Annotated in this window: 14 protein-coding genes and 16 tRNA genes; 28 read left to right on the top strand and 2 right to left on the bottom strand. The window is 37.2% G+C overall.

The window, feature by feature from the left end:
* Positions 1-59: 59 nt before the first annotated feature.
* Positions 60-1427 (bottom strand): Trk system potassium transporter TrkA, encoded by a 1368-nt coding sequence (trkA, locus tag QU661_RS04635; protein WP_304989099.1) that lies wholly within the window; start codon positions 1425-1427, stop codon positions 60-62.
* Between the two features lie 165 nt (positions 1428-1592).
* Between trkA and QU661_RS04630 the strand changes: the two genes are divergently transcribed.
* The 25 genes from QU661_RS04630 (at position 1593) to QU661_RS04510 (ending at position 14693) form a co-directional block, all read left to right on the top strand.
* A complete protein-coding gene (locus QU661_RS04630) occupies positions 1593-2420 on the top strand; it encodes a Cof-type HAD-IIB family hydrolase (RefSeq protein WP_304989098.1) in 828 nt (275 codons plus the stop codon).
* A 173-nt stretch (positions 2421-2593) separates the two neighbouring features.
* On the top strand, positions 2594-2935 hold the full coding sequence (locus QU661_RS04625) for a YraN family protein (protein ID WP_304989097.1): 342 nt from the start codon (positions 2594-2596) through the stop codon (positions 2933-2935).
* A gap of 8 nt (positions 2936-2943) precedes the next feature.
* Complete coding sequence (locus tag QU661_RS04620) at positions 2944-4476, top strand: YifB family Mg chelatase-like AAA ATPase (protein ID WP_304989096.1); 1533 nt, start codon at positions 2944-2946, stop codon at positions 4474-4476.
* Positions 4477-4478: 2 nt separating this feature from the next.
* Positions 4479-5351, top strand: a complete 873-nt coding sequence (dprA, locus tag QU661_RS04615; protein ID WP_304989095.1) for a DNA-processing protein DprA — start codon at positions 4479-4481, stop codon at positions 5349-5351.
* 75 nt (positions 5352-5426) lie between these two features.
* Positions 5427-7544: a type I DNA topoisomerase gene (topA, locus tag QU661_RS04610; RefSeq protein WP_304989094.1), complete on the top strand. Its 2118-nt coding sequence runs from the start codon at positions 5427-5429 to the stop codon at positions 7542-7544.
* A 24-nt stretch (positions 7545-7568) separates the two neighbouring features.
* On the top strand, positions 7569-8111 hold the full coding sequence (gene hslV, locus QU661_RS04605; RefSeq protein ID WP_330692420.1) for an ATP-dependent protease subunit HslV: 543 nt from the start codon (positions 7569-7571) through the stop codon (positions 8109-8111).
* A gap of 9 nt (positions 8112-8120) precedes the next feature.
* Entirely contained in the window at positions 8121-9557 is a 1437-nt protein-coding gene (hslU, locus tag QU661_RS04600; protein ID WP_304989093.1) for an ATP-dependent protease ATPase subunit HslU, read from the top strand.
* The gene (locus QU661_RS04595; RefSeq protein WP_304989092.1) at positions 9558-10196 is read left to right on the top strand and encodes a YigZ family protein; all 639 of its coding nucleotides are present in this window, start codon (positions 9558-9560) and stop codon (positions 10194-10196) included. It abuts the gene before it with no gap.
* A 91-nt stretch (positions 10197-10287) separates the two neighbouring features.
* Positions 10288-10363 (top strand) — tRNA-Val (locus QU661_RS04590).
* Between the two features lie 6 nt (positions 10364-10369).
* Positions 10370-10446 (top strand) — tRNA-Asp (locus tag QU661_RS04585).
* 14 nt (positions 10447-10460) lie between these two features.
* Positions 10461-10535 (top strand) — tRNA-Thr (locus QU661_RS04580).
* Between the two features lie 6 nt (positions 10536-10541).
* A tRNA-Tyr gene (locus QU661_RS04575) sits at positions 10542-10626 on the top strand.
* Positions 10627-10634: 8 nt separating this feature from the next.
* Positions 10635-10709: transfer RNA gene (locus QU661_RS04570), tRNA-Gly, on the top strand.
* Between the two features lie 4 nt (positions 10710-10713).
* Positions 10714-10787, top strand: a tRNA-Gly gene (locus tag QU661_RS04565).
* A gap of 10 nt (positions 10788-10797) precedes the next feature.
* Positions 10798-10874: transfer RNA gene (locus QU661_RS04560), tRNA-Arg, on the top strand.
* A gap of 48 nt (positions 10875-10922) precedes the next feature.
* Positions 10923-10999: transfer RNA gene (locus QU661_RS04555), tRNA-Gln, on the top strand.
* A gap of 4 nt (positions 11000-11003) precedes the next feature.
* A tRNA-Lys gene (locus tag QU661_RS04550) sits at positions 11004-11079 on the top strand.
* Positions 11080-11095: 16 nt separating this feature from the next.
* A tRNA-Ser gene (locus tag QU661_RS04545) sits at positions 11096-11184 on the top strand.
* A 23-nt stretch (positions 11185-11207) separates the two neighbouring features.
* Positions 11208-11300: transfer RNA gene (locus tag QU661_RS04540), tRNA-Ser, on the top strand.
* Between the two features lie 18 nt (positions 11301-11318).
* Positions 11319-11394 (top strand) — tRNA-Trp (locus tag QU661_RS04535).
* A gap of 6 nt (positions 11395-11400) precedes the next feature.
* Positions 11401-11477, top strand: a tRNA-Pro gene (locus QU661_RS04530).
* A 61-nt stretch (positions 11478-11538) separates the two neighbouring features.
* A tRNA-Pro gene (locus QU661_RS04525) sits at positions 11539-11615 on the top strand.
* Positions 11616-11620: 5 nt separating this feature from the next.
* Positions 11621-11697: transfer RNA gene (locus tag QU661_RS04520), tRNA-Ile, on the top strand.
* A 19-nt stretch (positions 11698-11716) separates the two neighbouring features.
* Positions 11717-11792 (top strand) — tRNA-Phe (locus QU661_RS04515).
* Between the two features lie 249 nt (positions 11793-12041).
* On the top strand, positions 12042-14693 hold the full coding sequence (locus tag QU661_RS04510; protein ID WP_304989091.1) for an SH3 domain-containing protein: 2652 nt from the start codon (positions 12042-12044) through the stop codon (positions 14691-14693).
* An 89-nt stretch (positions 14694-14782) separates the two neighbouring features.
* Here the strand turns inward: QU661_RS04510 and mnmL are convergent, their stop codons facing one another.
* The gene (gene mnmL, locus QU661_RS04505) at positions 14783-15682 is read right to left on the bottom strand and encodes a tRNA modification radical SAM protein MnmL/YtqA (RefSeq protein ID WP_304989090.1); all 900 of its coding nucleotides are present in this window, start codon (positions 15680-15682) and stop codon (positions 14783-14785) included.
* Positions 15683-15810: 128 nt separating this feature from the next.
* Here mnmL and QU661_RS04500 point away from each other — a divergent pair, with 128 nt between their 5' ends.
* The 3 genes from QU661_RS04500 to priA are packed head-to-tail and all read left to right on the top strand — an operon-like array spanning position 15811 to position 19609.
* On the top strand, positions 15811-16476 hold the full coding sequence (locus tag QU661_RS04500; RefSeq protein ID WP_304989089.1) for an epoxyqueuosine reductase QueH: 666 nt from the start codon (positions 15811-15813) through the stop codon (positions 16474-16476).
* 50 nt (positions 16477-16526) lie between these two features.
* Positions 16527-17537, top strand: a complete 1011-nt coding sequence (asnA, locus tag QU661_RS04495) for an aspartate--ammonia ligase (protein WP_304989088.1) — start codon at positions 16527-16529, stop codon at positions 17535-17537.
* Positions 17538-17596: 59 nt separating this feature from the next.
* Positions 17597-19609, top strand: a complete 2013-nt coding sequence (gene priA, locus QU661_RS04490) for a replication restart helicase PriA (RefSeq protein WP_304989087.1) — start codon at positions 17597-17599, stop codon at positions 19607-19609.
* Positions 19610-19636 lie beyond the last annotated feature (27 nt).

The following is a 19636-nucleotide window of genomic DNA, read 5'->3' as shown; positions in this document are numbered from 1 at the left end:
ACCTCCGATAATAAATTGCAGTTTTCCAATTATGTTAATAACTCGTTTATACATGGCGCTTACTTCAAAATATTAAGCCTTATATTTGGCTTAAATAGTTTCTCTACGTATCCGATGTTTGAGATCATGCAGACGATTGTAACTCGATCTCCAGGTTTAATTTTTGTATTTCCATCAGGAATTATGGTATTCATCCCACGATGAATAGCTGCGATGATTATATAATCAGGTAGGTTCATATTTTTGAGCGGAATATTTATCATACCCATACCTTCCTGAGCATAAACCTCCATGAGTTCGGCCTGACCTTGTAGAAGAACGGATGATATAACTTTTTTAGCTCCGCGTATAAGCCTAAGAACTGTTGAACAGCTTATATCAAGTGGGTTAAGAACTACATCTATTCCGAGCCTGGAAATCAAATCAGTGTAGCTGTCGTGACTAACCTTTGAAATTACGTCTTCTATACCATGTGTCTTGGCCATGAGCGCGAGCAGGAGGTTTTCTTCGTCGTAACCTGTTGCTGTTACAAATGCATCCATTTCATCCATATCTTCTTCAGTCAAGAGTCCAACATTAGAGCCATCACCATTAAGAACCATTACATTCTCAAGTTTATTAGCCAAATAATGACAACGATCTTTATCTTTTTCGATAATCTTTACGAATACACCATATTCAGATAGACGTGATGCAAGGTAATATCCAGTTTTTCCACCACCGATTATCATAACCTTCTGTACAGAGGAATGCTTCATCTTTGTGTGTACACGGCTAGCTAAATCAAATACATTTTCCTTTTCACCTATAAGATAGAGGAGGTCGTGCGCTTCGATAACAGAATTACCATGCGGAATTATCATTTTACCTTTGCGAGAAATGCCGACCATTAGCATATCTGGCATTATGGTGCGGAATTCAACTAGTGATTTACCAATGAGCTGAGGTTTCTTATCAGCCTCGAATTCAATCAGTGCGATACTTCTCGATGTGAAAATACCGTTACTAAGGGTATATTTCTCGACTAAATATCTATAAATTTCAGAAGTGATGAGAAGATCAGGATTGATGAGCATGTCTATATTGTAGTGCTCCCTTAGAAAGTCGAGCTGATTCATATGTTCCGGCTCTCTAACTCTAGCAATTACACGTTTGCATCCAAGAATTTTTGCAAACGAAGCAGCTAGGATATTTGTATCATCTGATGTCGTTGTAGCGATAAGAAAATCAAATGACTTTACATCAATCTTATTTAGTGTTTCAATAGTTTTGGCATCACCAAGAACAGTGAATACGTCAAACTGCTGCGCTAGTATATCTAATTTTTTTTCATTATTATCTACAACTGTAACATCATAATCTCCATCAAGCAGAGCTTCAGTAATCCTGATTCCAAGCTTTCCAGCTCCAATTATCGCAATTTTCATTTCTCTATCCTGTCAAAAAATTAAAATATAGATTAAATAGCTAATTCAATATATAATGTAATTCGTTATTAGCTCAATAGTGAATTATAATTCAAACGCGAATCATTTGCAATTGAGTTCTCGTTTTTAGGCTGAAAAATCAACAAAAAGCTTTGTGAGGCACATATGAGTATTAAGATTATTGGATTAGATTTGGATGGAACAACACTTGGAATTAACGGTAAGCTTCCTGAGCTCAACAAGATTGCTATTGAACGTGCAATAGCTGCAGATATCAATGTTGTTGTGACGACAGGACGTGTTATTACAGCTGTTCCGGAAGATATTATGAATATATCAGGGCTAAGATATATAATTTCGTCAAATGGAGCTCATGTACGAGATTTGAAGTCCGGTCATGATGTGTATTCTAGCTTTATAAATTCCATGGTAATCGAGAGATTAGTAACTCTTGCAAAAGAAGAGAATTTGTATCTCGAAGCTTTTCACGATGGAAGAGCATATATAGATGCTGCTCTTTATCATGATATCGATGTTAATGGAAGTATACATAGAAGACGCGAATATGTTCTTAGAACGAGAAATCCATTGGATGATATATTTGGATTTATGCTTGAAAACTCTGCAGAGATTGAAAATATAAATATCTTTTTTGAAGATATGGATAAGCTTGAAGATATCCGAAAAATTGTGAGCACTTATGATGATGCTAATGTTACATCATCTGTGCCTAATAATATAGAAATAGGTGGTCTTGGCTCAAGCAAAAGTAAAGCGCTCTCAGAACTGATGAAAATACTATCAATTGATAAATCTGAACTTATGTGCTGTGGCGATGCTGCAAATGATATACCGATGCTGCAGTTAGCGGAAATTGGAGTTGCTATGGGAAATGCATGGGATATCGTCAAGGAAAACGCTGATTATATAACTGATACAAACGTAAATGGAGGCGTCGGCAAGGCTATACTAAGATTCTGCTTTGACGAATAAGTATAAAATCTACTTAAAATAAAAAATCAATGCATGCGTACTGTGAATTCACTAATTACGGTACTGTATGCATTTTTTTTGCAATAATAATGAATACTTAAGTATTCCGTGATAAAAAGAGTTTGGATGATAATTTTAAATCATATTTATAAAAATATTGAAATGGAGGATTTATGAAGTACAACAAGATAATCGGTAGTCTTGGCGAAAACATGGCCGCAGATATACTTGAAAAACAAGGATATGAGGTGATTGCACGAAACTACACATGTAAATTAGGCGAGATAGATATTATTGCTATAGATACGAAGGATAAAGTGCTTAGTTTTATTGAAGTAAAGACGAGAACGAGTAATAAATATGGTTATCCTGCAGAGGCAATATCAAGTAATAAGATCCGCCATATTAAAAATGTAGCCAGTTATTTCTTGCTTACCCATACAGATTTTAGCAATTATAATGCTCGATTTGACGTAGTCGAAATTGAATACAAAGTTAGTAAGGACTGTTTTTAGAGGTGTGTATGCTTTCAACGATTACAAGTGGAGTTATTAAAGGGATTAAAGGACAGAAGGTAAATATTGAAACCTGTATAAGTAATGGTCTTCCTAATTTCAATATTGTTGGATTAGCCTCAAAATCAGTTATTGAATCGAGGGAGAGAATTCGTTCAGCAATAGTCCATTCAGGTTATGAATTTCCACATGGTCACATAACAGTAAATCTATCGCCAGCAAGCATTAATAAAAATGGAAGTCATCTTGAGCTTCCAATTGCTATCGGTGTGCTTTCAAGCACCTTAGTAGTTAACAGTAGAAAAGCAGAAGCATATGCGGTCATCGGAGAGCTATCTCTATCTGGAAGGGTTATGCCAGTAGATGGAGTTTTACCTATTATCATCTCTCTTCGTGAAGTAGGTATTAAAAAAGTAATTCTACCTGCAAGAAATATGAAGGAAGCATCTATGGTTGAAGGGATTTCAGTAATTGGGGTCAGAAAGCTTGAAGAAGCAATACATGCTATTAATAATGAAGTTAGTGAAGGGTGTAGCTATGTTTTTACAAGTGAACCTAGTAAGACAAGGGAAGATTGCGATTACTCAGATATAAAAGGGCAGGAGTATGCAAAAAGAGCCCTTATTATAGCAGCTGCCGGTAAGCATCCGCTTCTGATGATTGGCCCTCCAGGATGTGGTAAAACAATGCTGGTAAAAAGAATGCCTACTATTCTTCCGCCAATAACAAAGAATGAACTACTAGAATCTACTATAATACATTCTGTAGCTGGACAACTTAATAAGGGGGATAATGATTTAATAAGTAGACCTTTTAGGGCTCCGCATCACACTATATCTAGAGCAGCTCTGCTTGGTGGTGGTCTCTATCCAATGCCTGGGGAACTTTCTTTAGCCCATAATGGGGTGCTGTTTCTCGATGAATTTTGCGAGTTTGATACGGGGCAAATAGAAGCTCTTCGTCAGCCATTGGAGGATCACAAGATTGTTATTTCAAGACAAGGGACTACATATGAATTCCCATGCAAGTCACTTGTAGTTATGGCGGCAAACCCTTGCCCATGTGGATTTTTTGGAAGTGAATCAACTGAATGCACTTGTACTGCACAAGAGATTGCTAGATACAGAAGGCGTATGAGTGGACCAATTTTGGATCGGATAGACTTACAGCTTAACATGCAAGAAGTGAAATATGAGGATCTGAAATCAGATAAAAGAGGTAAAAATATAGTGTTAGATAGTAAAACGATGAGTTTTATGGTAAGTGATGCCATAAAGTTCTCTAAAACCGAAGGAAGAGATGAAAAATGCGGGAATATAAGTGATAAGAGTATCAGAGATGCCTGCTTATTAGGAAGTCTGGAAAATGAATTTATAGAAAGTGCATATGATAGATTAAATTTATCACCGAGAAGTTATATACGCACTCTTAAGGTAGCAAGAACAATTGCGGATGTAGAGCAAGAGCGGAAAGTTAGTGTTGTACATTTGGCAGAAGCACTCGGATATAGATGTGGTGAATTTGATAAAGGAAAAGTTTAAACATGAATTATAATTATCAAAATAAAATAAAAGAAATTAATATTAACTCGCCTCATTATCCAGAAAATTTAAGAATAATAAATAATCCACCTGAGCGTATTTATTGTATAGGAGACTTAAATTTACTTAATATCAAATCCGTTGCAGTGGTTGGTTCAAGGAAATACACACTTTATGGGAAAATAGTAGCTCAAATGATAGGTAAAGAACTTGCTAAGGCTAACATACCTGTAATTTCAGGGCTGGCATATGGGATAGATAGTTTTGCTCATGAAGGTACAGTAAGTATGGGAGGGAAAGCCATAGCTGTACTAGGAACTGGAATCGACATCATTCATCCAGTGAGAAATGCATGGCTATATGACAAAATAGCCTCAAGCGGTTTGATTATATCTGAATATGCCCCTGGAACGCCTGGTGCAAAGTATACATTCCCTCAGAGAAATAGGATTATAAGCGCATTATCTGAAGCAGTCGTGGTTGTGGAAGCGGGTCTTAATAGTGGTTCACTGATAACTGCTGATTTTGCAAATGAACAAGGGAAGAGCATCTACGCTGTGCCGGGAAATATCAATAGCCAATTCAGTGTTGGAACAAATAAATTAATTAAGGATGGCGCTATTCCAATGATAAGTATTTGCGACGTCACATCAGATATCAAAGGAGTGGAATATACTCCACACGAAATCACACAAGAGCTTGGAAACGATGAACTTGAGATTTATAAAGAAATTCAGAAATCCACTTGTTGTACTATTGATAGCATTGCACACAATCTCAACAAAAACGCTGGGAAAGTCAGTGCTATACTTACAGTGCTCGAGATTAAAGGTATCATTACAACCTACGGTGGTAAAGTATTTCTTGCAAAATAAAATCTCAAGGTTTATGATGAACTCTAATATTATAGAGAAGTTATATTTATGAATTAATTATTAAGGGGTTAATTGATGCCTAGTACAACAGTTAAAACGTCAACTAATAAGAAAAATACAGCAAAGTCCAAGAAGACGGCGAGAAAGCGTACACTTTTAATTGTTGAGTCGCCTTCAAAAGCTAAAGTTATTGGTAAATACTTAGGTCCTTCTTATAATGTGCTCGCTTCGGTAGGGCATGTAAGGGATTTACCTAAGAGTAGATTAGGAATAGATATAGAAGATCAATTTGAACCAGGATATATAAATATAAGAGGTAAGGGTGACAAAATTAAGGAACTAAAGAAGGCTGCGTCGTCGGCGTCGCGTGTTCTTTTGGCAACTGACCCAGACCGTGAGGGAGAGGCTATATCATGGCATCTCGCATATCTACTTGATATAGATCCAAATAGCGAATGTAGAATAGTTTTTAATGAAATCAACAAAGAAGCTGTAAAAGAAGCTATTAAGCATCCTCGCTCAATTGATATGGGGTTAGTCGACGCACAGCAAGCTAGAAGAGTGCTAGATAGGCTAGTTGGTTATCAGATCAGCCCGCTTCTATGGCAGAAGGTAAGACGAGGGCTCTCTGCTGGCAGAGTACAATCTGCAGCTCTCAAGATGATTTGTGATAGAGAGAATGAAATAAAATCTTTTATACCTGAAGAGTATTGGACTATAACAGCTGATTATGGAGATAATTTTAATGCAGCCCTCAGTAAGTATGATGGCAAAGATCTTCGTATTACGACAGCTGAAGAAGCTGATAGTGTTGAGAAAAAGCTCAAATCAGGTAAATTTGTAGTGAAAAGCGTAAAGACAGGAAAGAGAAAGCCAAAACCTAATGCGCCATTTACTACAAGTAGCATGCAACAGGATGCTTCTATAAAGTTAAATTTCCAAACCAAGAAGACAATGCAAGTTGCTCAGCAGTTATATGAAGGAATTGACGTTAAAGGAATTGGAACAAGAGGTTTAATTACGTATCTACGTACTGATTCAGTTAGAGTTTCGTCTGCTGCAAAGGAAGCTGCATCGGAATTTATTACTAAAAAGTTTGGCAAAGAATATAGTTCCAACAACTCATTTTCAAACAAGAACAAGGATATACAGGATGCCCATGAAGCAATTAGACCTACAGATATTAAGCTTGAACCGGAGACAATACGTGATTCTTTAACCGCAGACCAGTTTAAACTATATACACTTGTTTGGAACCGATTTGTTGCATCACAGATGCCAGCTGCTGAGTTTGATACTGTGACTGTAACCATAGAAAATAATGGATATGAATTTAGAGCATCAGGATCAAGATTAGTATTTGATGGATGGAGAAGGGTATATCCTATAGCTAATGAGAAGGATTCATATGTGCCAGAACTTCAAAAGGGTGATGAACTTAAGTGTAAAGAGCTCATTAAGGAGCAGAAATTTACACAACCACCTGCTAGGTATACAGAAGCTGGTCTCGTTAAAGAGATGGAGGAAAAGAATATAGGACGTCCTAGTACGTATTCTGCAATAATAACGACTCTTACGGGTAGACGTTATGTTACTAGGGAGAAGAAAAATCTCGTTCCAACACAACTTGGTTTTGATGTCACAGGTATTCTTTCAGAATATTTTGGCGATATTGTAGATGTAGAATTTACAGGCGAATTAGAGAATCAGCTTGACCAAGTTGAACTAAAAAAAGAGGCTTGGAAGCACGTAATAGAGGACTTCTACGTTCCATTTAGCAAAGAGTTAGAAGTTGCAAAAAACGAAGTAGAGAAGATAGAACAAGAAGTAGTTCTAAGTGATGAGGTTTGTGAATTATGTGGAAAGCCTATGGCAATTAAGGAGAGCCGTTTTGGTAAATTCTTGGCCTGTACTGGTTATCCTGAATGCAAAAATACAAAACCAATAGTAAAGGAAATTGGTGTAAGTTGTCCAAAATGTGGCAAACCAATAATTGAAAAGAGAACTAGACGCGGAGGGAAAATATTCTATGGCTGTAGTGGCTATCCAGACTGTGATGTATCATTCTGGGATAAGCCAACAGGGGAATTTTGCCCTAAATGCGGATCGATGCTTCTTGAAGGCAAAGGAAAAAAGGCTAAAATTAAATGTTCTAATGAAAAATGCAACTATGAAATAATAGAGAATAAGTAAAGGTTTATTATTATTTGGAGGTGTATGATGGTTCAATTTCATGCTACAACCATTTGTGCAGTTAAGAGGCCTAATGGAGATATATGTATTGGTGGAGATGGCCAAGTTACGATGGGCGAGACTACCATCATGAAGAATGGTGCAAAAAAGGTTAAGAAGATTTTTAGAGGAAAAGTTTTAACTGGGTTTGCAGGTTCTGTTGCCGATGCATTTTCACTTACCGATAAGTTTGAAAATAAGTTACAGGAGCATGATGGGAATCTTAAGCGTGCAGCTGTTGATTTGGCTCAGTTTTGGAGGAGTGACAAAGCTACTCGTAGTCTAGAAGCACTTATGATAGTTGTTAATGAAGAAGATTTATTAGTGATTTCTGGAAATGGAGAAGTTATTGAGCCTGATAAAAATGTTGTTGCGATAGGTTCAGGTGGTAATTACGCATATTCAGCTGCAACCGCTCTATTTGATAATACTGAACTAGATGCTGAGAGTATTGTTCGTAAATCCTTAGAGATTGCTTCTTCTATTTGCGTATACACAAATGACAATATTTCTGTTGAAAAGTTATAGGAGGTAATAATGAAAAATAATATAAAGACGATGACTCCTAAACAGATAGTTGCTGAGCTTGATAAATACATAATAGGTCAAGACGATGCAAAAAAATCTGTTGCAATTGCTCTCAGAAATAGATATAGGCGCAGTCAGCTTAGTGAAGAGATGAGAGAAGAAATCACCCCAAAGAATATCCTCATGATGGGTCCTACCGGAGTGGGAAAAACTGAGATTGCTAGAAGGCTAGCAAAGATAATGGAGGCACCTTTTGTTAAAGTCGAAGCTACTAAGTTTACTGAGGTGGGATACGTTGGACGAGATGTTGATTCGATGATTAGAGATTTAGTTGAAGCATCTGTTAGGATTACGAAGCAGCAACGTATCAATGAAAAGTACGGAATTGCTGATGAGCTGGTTGAAGAGAAGATCATTGATGCGCTTGTTCCAGGTGCGGCATCAGATAATGTGAAAAATGTAAATGGACCAAATCCATTTGATTTTTTCCTTAAAAATTCCAATTATCCAAGTCAAAAAAAACAGTATGAAGAACAGCAGAATCTGGAAAAGCAAAGCGTTCCAGAAGATATTGCTATGGCAAAAGAACAAGTTAAAATTCATTTAAGAGAAGGTAAATTAGAAGATCAGCTTATAGACATTGAAGTTGAGGATTCTGTAAATACTAATCAGTTAGATTTACAAAATGAGGGGATTGGAATAGCGATAGGAAATATATTTGGCGATATGATGCCTAAGAAGACTAAACACAAAAAAGTTACAGTTAGAGAGGCAAGAAAAATTCTTCGAGAGCAAGAGGCGCAAAACCTAATAGACATGGATCAGGTGATTGATGATGCTATCGAAAATGCAGAGCAGAACGGTATTATTTTTATTGATGAAATAGATAAAATTGCCTCAGGAAATTCAATGGCGTCAGGTGCAGATGTTTCTCGTGAAGGTGTACAAAGAGATATTCTTCCAATAGTTGAAGGAAGTGTAGTTAATACCAAGCATGGTCCAGTAAAAACTGACCATATGCTATTTATTGGAGCTGGAGCATTTCATGTTTCTAAGCCTTCAGATTTAATTCCAGAATTACAGGGAAGATTTCCTATAAATGTAGAGTTAAAGAATCTTGATAAAGAGGATTTTAAAAAAATTCTTACTGCAACTGAGAATGCTGTCACAAAACAGCAGAAAGCGTTACTTGAAACTGAAGGAGTAGATGTTGAATTTACAGACGATTCAACGGATGAAATTGCCGAAATGGCTTATCTCATGAACGAACAGACTGAAAATATTGGTGCAAGAAGGTTATATACAATACTTGAAAAGCTGCTCGAAGATGTATCATTTATGCTTCCAGATGATTCTGTTGAAAAGATTGTTATTGATAGAGATTTTGTAAAAAATAAATTCAAGGAGACTGTCAAGGAAGTAGATGTTGACAAGTACATTTTGTAAATGAAACTCTATTACACTGTATACCAAGAGGCTAATTCTGAATATATAATCCAGAAATCCCGTTTTATAGCGCATATTTCACCGGTAGACTCATATGAAGAGGCGAAAGCATTTATCTCTTCTATAAAGGATGAATATAAGCACGCTACACACAATGTACCAGTACTAGTAGTTGGGGAGAAACAGGAGACACAATGGTCAAATGAAGACGGTGAGCCACAGGGGACTGCTGGCGCACCAATTCTTCGGATGATTGTTGAAAGGGGTCTTACTAACTTAGCGATTGTTGTAACTCGCTATTTTGGAGGTATAAAGCTTGGAACTGGAGGTCTTGTTCGCGCATATACAGCTTCAGCGAGGCTTGTGATAGATAAAGCCTTGCTTTGCGAAGTTAGAGAAGCTATAGTTTTAACATATGAAATTTCATATTCTCATTTGGCACAAATTGAAAACATTTCAAAAACAGGGGTTTTCAAGATCGCAAAAATAGAGTACACTGATAAAATCACATTGGATATTAGTGGAGACATAAATCATAAGCAAGTGATAATCGATACAATAACAGAGGTTACTGCAGGTAAATGTAAGCTGATAAGTGAGAATTCGAGAAAAAATAAATTTCTGATTGACAGTGATTAGATGCTGTGTTAGTATGAATAACGCAGTTGAGTGAAGACTGCAGCACGAATTGACGCTTGAGGTTAAGTTATCTAGTGCGACAAATATCTTTGGACGCTTAGCTCAGCTGGGAGAGCATCTGCCTTACAAGCAGAGGGTCATAGGTTCGAGCCCTATAGCGTCCACCATGTTTTGGCCGGGTAGTTCAGTTGGTTAGAATGCCAGCCTGTCACGCTGGAGGTCGACGGTTCGAACCCGTTCCCGGTCGCCAATTTTAACGGTTATGCTGATGTGGCTCAACGGTAGAGCAGCTGATTTGTAATCAGCAGGTTGGGGGTTCGATTCCCTCCATCAGCTCCAATATTTCGAGGGATTCCCGAGTGGCCAAAGGGGGCGGACTGTAAATCCGTTAGCTGTGCTTTCGATGGTTCGAATCCATCTCCCTCGACCAATAAATATGCGGAAGTGGCTCAGGGGTAGAGCATCGCCTTGCCAAGGCGAGGGTCGCGAGTTCGAATCTCGTCTTCCGCTCCATTCTGCGGATGTAGTTCAATGGTAGAACTTCAGCCTTCCAAGCTGATAGCGTGAGTTCGATTCTCATCATCCGCTCCATTTTTTTTAAGGGTCCATAGCTCAGTTGGATAGAGCAACGGCCTTCTAAGCCGTGTGTCCGGGGTTCGAATCCCTGTGGGCTCACCATTTTTTAGATTTTGTTTGGTTAAGTAGACGAACTAGAAGTCATGTTTTTGGGGTATAGCCAAGTGGTTAAGGCAACGGACTTTGACTCCGTGATTTCGCAGGTTCGAGTCCCGCTACCCCAGCCATTGTGACCCATTAGCTCAGGTGGTAGAGCACTTGACTTTTAATCAAGGTGTCCGGAGTTCGAATCTCCGATGGGTCACCAATTTTTAACAACATCCGGAGAGGTGTCCGAGTGGTTTAAGGAGCTGGTCTTGAAAACCAGTGATTCTGAAAGGGACCGTGGGTTCGAATCCCACCCTCTCCGCCAAGAATCATTTAGTTGTAGCTTTTGGAGAAGTACTCAAGAGGCTGAAGAGGACGGTTTGCTAAACCGTTAGGGTTCGTATTAGGGCCGCATGGGTTCGAATCCCATCTTCTCCGCCATATTAATATATATACCATAGGGGTATAGCTCAGTTGGTAGAGCAGTGGTCTCCAAAACCACGTGCCGAGGGTTCGAGTCCTTCTGCCCCTGCCAATATTACGGGGTGTAGCGCAGCTTGGTAGCGCAACTGGTTTGGGACCAGTGGGCCGCGGGTTCAAATCCTGCCACCCCGACCATTTTTAAACTGAATATATTAATGTTTACAAATAAGTCCTTGAGTGTTAAAATCAAATGCGCCGGGGTGTAGCGCAGCTTGGTAGCGCAACTGGTTTGGGACCAGTGGGCCGCGGGTTCAAATCCTGCCACCCCGACCACTTTAGGGCCATTAGCTCAGTTGGTCAGAGCGTCCGGCTCATAACCGGCAGGTCCTGGGTTCAAGTCCCCGATGGCCCACCATTATTTATTTAGTTTATTTGCCCAGATAGCTCAGTTGGTAGAGCAAGGGACTGAAAATCCCTGTGTCCTTGGTTCGATTCCGAGTCTGGGCACCATCAAAGAAGCTGCGGTGCTTCTTTTTTTTTATCTACATATTGCTCTCATTCCTATTACAATATTTATATATTGTGTTATTTTAAATATTTTTCACTTTTAAGCAATTAATTTCCTGCTTCATATTGAAATTCCAACGTTTCTTATTACTATTTTGTTCAAATTTATTGTTTGATTTGTTAAAATATATTAATATTAGTTAGATTTATGATTTAACAATACGAAAATTATTTGTTAAGAAAGAGGACCTAATGAATAATAATTTATCTATAAGATTTAAATCAATATTAGCTGTTTTGATTTTTATCTTGTTGCTAATTTTGTTTTCTAATGTGTCTGTCAATGCTCAATCAGTTCAGAATGCAACGGGTTATATCAATTCAAAGTCCGGGGTAAATGTTAGAGCGAGTACTTCCGTATTTTCCAAGAAAGTGATGTCAATCTCTAATAACAAGAAAGTTATTATTACTGAGATTGTTTTTTCATCAAACTCAAATGCAACTGCTAGGGATAAATGGTATCGCGTAAATTATGGCGGTAAATCTGGTTATATCAGATCTGATTTAGTTAATAGAGTAGAGTACTCGGCAGTTGCTGGACGAACCTCCTCGTCACTCAATAGTAGACTGGGTGCAGGAACTGGATTTACTAGTGTTGCTACATTTGGAAAAAATGTTAATCTTACGGTTCTTTTGAAAGCTAGAGCTAATAAGTCCAATGTAGGTTGGTACATGATTAAATATAACGGCGGTTATAACTATGTTTGTGCTACATGGGTAGATATTACTGGAAGTATTTTTTCAGATAACAGCGGTGGAACTTCTAACAATACAGGCACGACAACGCCTAATACAGATACTAATTCTGCTCCTAGCACATCAGATAATAATGCTCTACCTAACAATGGAGCGACATCACCTAATAATTCAAATAGTACAAGTGATTCTGGCAATACCAATAGCAGTGCGAATACTAATGTCAATCAGTCACAAAATGAATTTGAAAAATTAATTGTATCTTTTCCAGATGACTATAAAGTTTATTTAAGAAAAATTCATGCCGAACATCCAAATTGGCGATTTGTAGCTAAAGATACGGGAATAGATTGGAATACGGCACTATCGAAGCAAAGTCGTGATGGGGTTTCACTCATTAATGGAGTTTACCCATTGTCATATAGAGATGTGAATCCATATAGTTTCAAGGCTAAGGATCAGACTAGAACTTTATATGGTGGAGCGAGCGTTTCATCTGGTTCAATTGGGACTGCGAGTGCTAATACTGATATTTCATTATTAGATGAAGTGTTTAGCGCTAATGATGGAAGCGATAATGCAAAATTTATACACATCAAAACTTCTTCTGGACAGACTGGATACATACAAGGTAGTGTAACTAATGAGAACTATTCTTATGCGATTAATGGCACTGTAAAGGGAGGATACACTAACATCAGAAAAGGTGCCGGTACAGGTTACGGAAAAGTTGGCGGGGCCAATACCGGAGATAAGGTATCAATTGTTTTGACGGCAAAATCTTCTGATGGGGTTGTTTGGTATAAGATTAAGCGGGGGAACGGATTTAGATACATATGTAGTAAGTTTGTTAGTATAGATGAATCCAAAACTCAAACTTCTAATCATAAACAGACTGCATCGCAGAAAGAAACAAATAGTAATAAAGGTGGTGCTGTTTATGGGACTGTAAATCAAAACACCTCGTATAGAATGGGGCCGTCTAATATCTTTAAAGAAGCTGGAAGTTTAAATTCTGGTCAGAATGTTACAATAATTAATTCAGTAAAAAATATTGATAGCAGTAATTGGTATAAAATAGCGGTCAATGGAAAAGTTTATTATGTCCCTTCAAGTTCTGTAACTGCTTCAGGACAAGTTAAGTCTGGAGAAACTAGTGTAAGTGGCAAGGTTCATGATTATTTAAACTATAGATCATCATATAACATTACAAATAAGCCTGCAGGAACTTTTCCAAAGAACACGGAATTAGTTATTACAGGTGCTATAAATTCGGGTAACTACAATTGGTATAGAGTTCAATATAAGGGCAATACCTACTACGCAGCCTCAAATTGGATAACAGTATCAGATCAGAAGTACGATGGACAAGAAGCAGTTCCAGTAAGTGATGCACAATCTGATGAGACTTCGTCAGGAGAGATAGAATCGCTAAAAGGTATTGGTAGATTTACTGCATCAGGAACTTATATCCCTAAAGATGGCTCAACGTGGTTTAATGCTAATTCACAAGTTGTTGGATATTACATGGATCCACGCAATTTCTTGAATGAAAACAATATTTACATGTTTGAAGATTTATCATATCAGTCATATCAGTCTCAGGCTGCCGTATCTAAAATAATTTCAGGTACGGCTCTTGAGAGAAATGGGTTTATGGCTAGTTGGTTTGTCAATGCTGGTCGAGAAAATGGCATAAGTCCAATTGCTCTCGCTGCTAGAGCTCGCCAAGAAACTGGTGGCGGAAGTATTGCGATATCAGGTTATGCATTTCCAGACGGTAAGTATGCATATAATCCATATAATATCGGAGCTTATTCTAATGCAAACCCTGTTATGAGAGGGCTTGAATATGCAAAGAAACAAGGATGGGATACTAAACAGAAAGCTGTATTTGGAGGGGCTAAGTTTATAGCTAGTGGATATATCAAGCAGGGCCAAAACTCGGTATACTTCCAAAGATTTAATGTTGCAAATGGCGCTGCTAAAGTTGGAACACACCAGTATATGACAAATATATCAGCCTGCTATACTGAATCTATTTCAACAAAAAATAGCTATAGCGCTTATGGTATAACAAATGAGTCATTAGTGTTTGTAATTCCTGTATATAGCAATATGCCGGTGTCAACATCACTGCCACACTAATCTTTAAATAATAATTTAAAAAATTACAAAGCGGATATTACCAAAATAGGTACTATCCGCTTAATCTCTTGATAGAAATAAAATCATATTCATATATCTAGTTTTGCGCCTTGATAAGTATTACGTGTACGAAGTTCTTTATTAATGGCATTTAAGATTGTTCTTTTTTTATAACTCCATTCTGGACTGATTAAAATATTCCTAGGCACATCCCCGGTCAAACGATGTATAGTAATATCTGGTGGTATTTCTTCAAGCATCGCTACTACCAGATCAACATAACTATCAAGACTGTCAAAAGACACGTAGTTTGGCATTTCTTTATAAAGTGGAGATGTACTTACTATATTCATAAGATGAAGTTTTATACCAAATATTCCACTATTTGTTACGTAATGAAGTGAATCAAACATGTCACGTTCAGTTTCCTCAGGAAGTCCTAGTATCAAGTGTGTTACAGTTCTGATATTACGTCTTGACAGTTCGAAGATTGCCTTATCATAATCAGCTAGGTGATATCCGATATTCATCTTGGTAAGCGTGTTCTCGTGAATAGTTTGAAGTCCAAGCTCTATCCACATGAAATAATCTTTGTTCATTTCAGCAAGTAAATCTAAAATCTGATCATCAAGGCAATCAGGTCTTGTCGCTATCACTATTCCTTCTATACATGGATGAGATAGAGCTGCATAATATTTGCTACGAAGAACATCAATAGGAGCATAAGTGTTAGTGTGACTTTGAAAATAAGCTAAGTGACCGGCATTTGGCCATTTATCACTTAACAAATTAATCTGACTTGGTATATCTGACGCTAGTTCTCCTGACCCGCCCGATGAACAGAACTTACAGCCACCATAACCCAATTTTCCGTCACGGTTTGGGCAAGTAAAACCAGCTTCTATTGAAAGCTTAATCATCTTCTTACCGAATTGCTCTTTTAGGAAATTGTTAACTGAATAAAATCTTTGACTATCTGTAAATTTCAAATGAAAACCTCTTTAAAATATATTGGTAAAATAACGCCTAAATATTGATATTGTTATAGTTGCTATAGAAAAATACAACAATATTTTGTATAATAAATAGATAATTTTAAAATTCAGAGGTACATCTAATGAAAGAAAAATGCGACGCCTATATGGGCTTTCGTACAAATGAATTTCAAAATAAGGTTTTGCCCGTGTACATACCTACTGATTTAAGCGGGAGAAAGCCAAGAATTCTTCTGCATGCATGCTGTGGACCTTGCTCAACTTCTTGTGTCGAAAGGCTAGCTTTTGACTATGATGTTACTGTTTTTTATTATAATCCAAACATTACAGATCAGGAAGAGTATCTTTTACGTAGGGATAATCTAATTAAGTTCATCGACACTTTTAATGATGAATTCAAAGATAGAACTCATGTTAATTACATTGAAGGTGAATATAAAGTCGAAGATTTTATAAAAGTCGCACAGTCGTTATGTAATGAGCCTGAAGGGGGGAAGAGGTGTGATGTTTGCTTTGAAATAAGGCTAGAAGAGACAGGCCGTATTGCAAGTACGTTATGTATGGATTATTTTGCTACTGCAATGGCCGTAAGCCCTCATAAAGACTATGCTTCTATACTAAGAATTGGCGAGAGTATAGGAACAGCAAATAATGTCAAGTTTTTAGATATGGATTTTAAGAAGAAGAATGGATTTGGTAGAAGTGTAGAGCTATCTAAGAAATATGGTTTATATAGACAGCGATTTTGTGGTTGTGAGTATGCACGAGCTATGATGGAAAACAGATAACTTTATTTTAGATTATAAACAAATAAATTTATATAGAAAGGCTTTAGGATATGGGGAAATTAGTACTACCGAAAAATTACAAACCAATTATTGATCACGTTGAGACGCAGAGAGCAATTAAGAAGATTAAGGATTATTTCCAGCAGGAGCTTGCATATGGTCTACAGCTTCGAAGAGTTTCAGCACCACTGTTTGTATTTCCAGAGACTGGTCTTAATGACAATCTGAATGGATATGAACGCAGGGTAAATTTTACAATAAAGGATATTGATGAAAAGCAGGTTGAAGTTGTTCAATCTCTTGCTAAGTGGAAAAGAATGGCGCTCGCTAAGTATGAAGTGGAACCTGGACATGGTATATATACGGATATGAACGCAATTAGAAGAGATGAAGAGCTTGATAACATTCATTCAATCTACGTCGATCAATGGGATTGGGAGAAAGTAATAACTAAAGATCAGCGCACTGATGAATTTTTAGAAGAGACAGTTACCACTATTTATAATGCAATGAAGAATCTCGGAGATTACGTAAATCGTCTATATAGAGATATTCAGATTGAGTTACCAAATGAAATAACATTTATAACCACACAGGAGCTTGAGGATAGGTATCCGGAAAACACACCAAAAGAGCGAGAAAAGCTTGCAGCTAAGGAGTTTGGTGCAGTATTTATAAAGAAAATCGGAGGTGTTCTAGCATCCGGTAAGAAGCATGACGGAAGAGCTCCTGATTACGATGACTGGGAGTTAAACGGAGATATTATAGTTTGGAATGATGTCCTTGGTGATGCTTTAGAGCTTTCGTCAATGGGAATTCGTGTTGATAAGGAAGCAATGGAGCGTCAGTGCAAAATTGATGGCAAAGAAGATAGGCTTAGTCAGTCATTTCATCAGAGTGTTCTTAATAATGAGGTTCCTCTATCCATAGGCGGTGGAATCGGTCAGAGTAGAATCTGTATGTTCTTCCTTCAAAAGGCTCATATAGGAGAAGTTCAGGCTTCAGTATGGTCAGATAATATGATAAAAGCTTGTGCGGAGGACAACATATTTTTACTATAGGCCTAACTTAAACTTAATGTACTAGAATTTTTAATAATATAAAGAAAGGATTCATATTCATGAAATACGTCGATGTGGTAATTGATAATAAAAGTGAATATATGGATTCTTTTTTTACTTATTCAGCACCTGATGATATTAATGTTGGAGATAAAGTTACTATACCTCTCGCAAGAAAATCAAAAGATGTAGATGGATATGTGGTATCAATTGATACCGTACCAAGCGTTGAGTTAGATAAGATCAAGGGTATTACTGGTATTGAAAAAGATAGATCTCTTACACCTGAGATAATTGATACCGCTATCTGGATGAAATCTAGATATGGTGTTAAGTATATCGATGCTATTAAAATGTTTGATGTTACAGGTAAGCGTATTCCTAAGCAGAGTAGGGAATATAGTGAAACAAAGCTCGAAACTGAACCTATGTTATCTGATGAACAGAATTATGCGGTTACACAGATAAGTGATTCAATATATAATGCACTCGGTAAATCATTTCTAATACATGGAGTTACAAATTCGGGCAAGACTGAAGTTTATATGAGAGCTGTGAAAAGTGCCTTAGAGAGAGGTAAAACGGCAATCATACTAGTTCCAGAAATAGCGCTTTCATCGCAGATTTCAGAACGTTTTTCTAAACGTTTTGGTAAAGGTCAAGTTGCCATAATGCATAGTAAACTTAAGACCAGCGAACGACTTGCTGAATGGATACGGATAAAATCTGGCGAAGCAAAGATAGTTATAGGGGCTAGAACCGCAGTTTTTGTGCCAGCATCAGATATCGGTGTAATTATTATTGATGAAGAACATGAATCTACTTACAAATCAGATCATAATCCAAAATATGAAACAGTCGATGTTGCTTTTAAAAGAGCGCAGTATCATAATGCTACTTTGGTCTTAGGTAGCGCAACCCCTAGCATAGTTTCGTATAATCGTGCTATGGAGGGAATTTATCAGCTTATCGAGATGAAAAATAGGATTGGTAAGAGCATTATGCCTGAAGTTCAGATAGTGGATATGAGAGATGAACTAAGATCAGGAAACTCAGGTATTATAAGTACAAAGCTACTATCATCGATAGAACAAACTGTAAATAACGGAGATCAAGTAATACTGTTTCTTAATAGGAGAGGATTTTCTACTCAGGTATTATGCCCTGAGTGCGGTTATATAATGATGTGCCCAGACTGTGATATAACGCTTACTTATCACAAAAAGGATGATGCTGCGATATGTCACTACTGTGGACGTAAGTTCAAGGTTCCCGAGACATGTCCTAAATGTGGAAATGATAACCTGTCGTTTATAGGAACAGGAACGGAGCGATTAGAAGAAACAATAGAGGATCTCGTACCAACTGCTAAGGTTGAGAGATTTGACCTTGATACAGCAAAAAATAGTTCAGAGATAAAAAAGACTCTTAGACGATTTAATTCAGGTAAGACAAACATTTTAGTAGGTACACAGATTCTGGCAAAAGGATTAGATTTTAAAAATGTCGGGCTTGTCGGGATAGTTTTGGCGGATTCATCACTCAATATACCAGATTATCGTTCTCCTGAACGAACATTTCAGCTTATAACTCAGGTATCTGGACGAGCAGGTCGAGAAGGTGGAAAGAGTAAAGTAATCCTTCAGACATATCAACCTGAAGACGATACAATAAAAAAAGCTGCTAAGGGAGATTATTTTGGGTTTTATGAGCAAGAACTATCTCACAGAAAAAACATGAACTATCCTCCTTTTTCTGATATTATCTCTGTGGCATTCGTTGATAAAAAAGGTTTAAAAGAAGAATATAGTTCTACAATAGATTATGCTAATGATTTTAGGAATTATCTTATATCAATGAAAAATTTACCGACAAACACAACAATTTATCAGCCTAAGGTTGACCTTCAGAGAGGTGGAGCTGATAGAAATCGTGTATTTTTTATGATTAAAGCACCTAGAGGAACTAGAGGTGGATTCGTGAGTGCGTATATGAACTACAGAGAACTTATGATTAGGCATAGAAGTACCTGTCATATTGAATTGGATATAAATCCATATGGAATAATTTAGATTGATTGATATATTGAAAGGAGTATT

The sequence above is a fragment of the Mogibacterium neglectum genome (assembly GCF_030644205.1).
In the GTDB taxonomy this organism is placed as follows: domain Bacteria; phylum Bacillota; class Clostridia; order Peptostreptococcales; family Anaerovoracaceae; genus Mogibacterium; species Mogibacterium neglectum.
Note: the sequence above shows the minus strand (reverse complement) of the source record. Positions and strands in the feature narration are given on the sequence as shown.

What these genes read in the sequence shown, in the direction of transcription:
- trkA (WP_304989099.1), bottom strand. Translation starts at nt 1,427, where the DNA reads ATGAAAATTGCGATAATTGGAGCTGGAAAGCTTGGAATCAGGATTACT.
- QU661_RS04630 (WP_304989098.1), top strand. Translation starts at nt 1,593, where the DNA reads ATGAGTATTAAGATTATTGGATTAGATTTGGATGGAACAACACTTGGA.
- QU661_RS04625 (WP_304989097.1), top strand. Translation starts at nt 2,594, where the DNA reads ATGAAGTACAACAAGATAATCGGTAGTCTTGGCGAAAACATGGCCGCA.
- QU661_RS04620 (WP_304989096.1), top strand. Translation starts at nt 2,944, where the DNA reads ATGCTTTCAACGATTACAAGTGGAGTTATTAAAGGGATTAAAGGACAG.
- dprA (WP_304989095.1), top strand. Translation starts at nt 4,479, where the DNA reads ATGAATTATAATTATCAAAATAAAATAAAAGAAATTAATATTAACTCG.
- topA (WP_304989094.1), top strand. Translation starts at nt 5,427, where the DNA reads ATGCCTAGTACAACAGTTAAAACGTCAACTAATAAGAAAAATACAGCA.
- hslV (WP_330692420.1), top strand. Translation starts at nt 7,569, where the DNA reads ATGATGGTTCAATTTCATGCTACAACCATTTGTGCAGTTAAGAGGCCT.
- hslU (WP_304989093.1), top strand. Translation starts at nt 8,121, where the DNA reads ATGAAAAATAATATAAAGACGATGACTCCTAAACAGATAGTTGCTGAG.
- QU661_RS04595 (WP_304989092.1), top strand. Translation starts at nt 9,558, where the DNA reads ATGAAACTCTATTACACTGTATACCAAGAGGCTAATTCTGAATATATA.
- QU661_RS04510 (WP_304989091.1), top strand. Translation starts at nt 12,042, where the DNA reads ATGAATAATAATTTATCTATAAGATTTAAATCAATATTAGCTGTTTTG.
- QU661_RS04500 (WP_304989089.1), top strand. Translation starts at nt 15,811, where the DNA reads ATGAAAGAAAAATGCGACGCCTATATGGGCTTTCGTACAAATGAATTT.
- asnA (WP_304989088.1), top strand. Translation starts at nt 16,527, where the DNA reads ATGGGGAAATTAGTACTACCGAAAAATTACAAACCAATTATTGATCAC.
- priA (WP_304989087.1), top strand. Translation starts at nt 17,597, where the DNA reads ATGAAATACGTCGATGTGGTAATTGATAATAAAAGTGAATATATGGAT.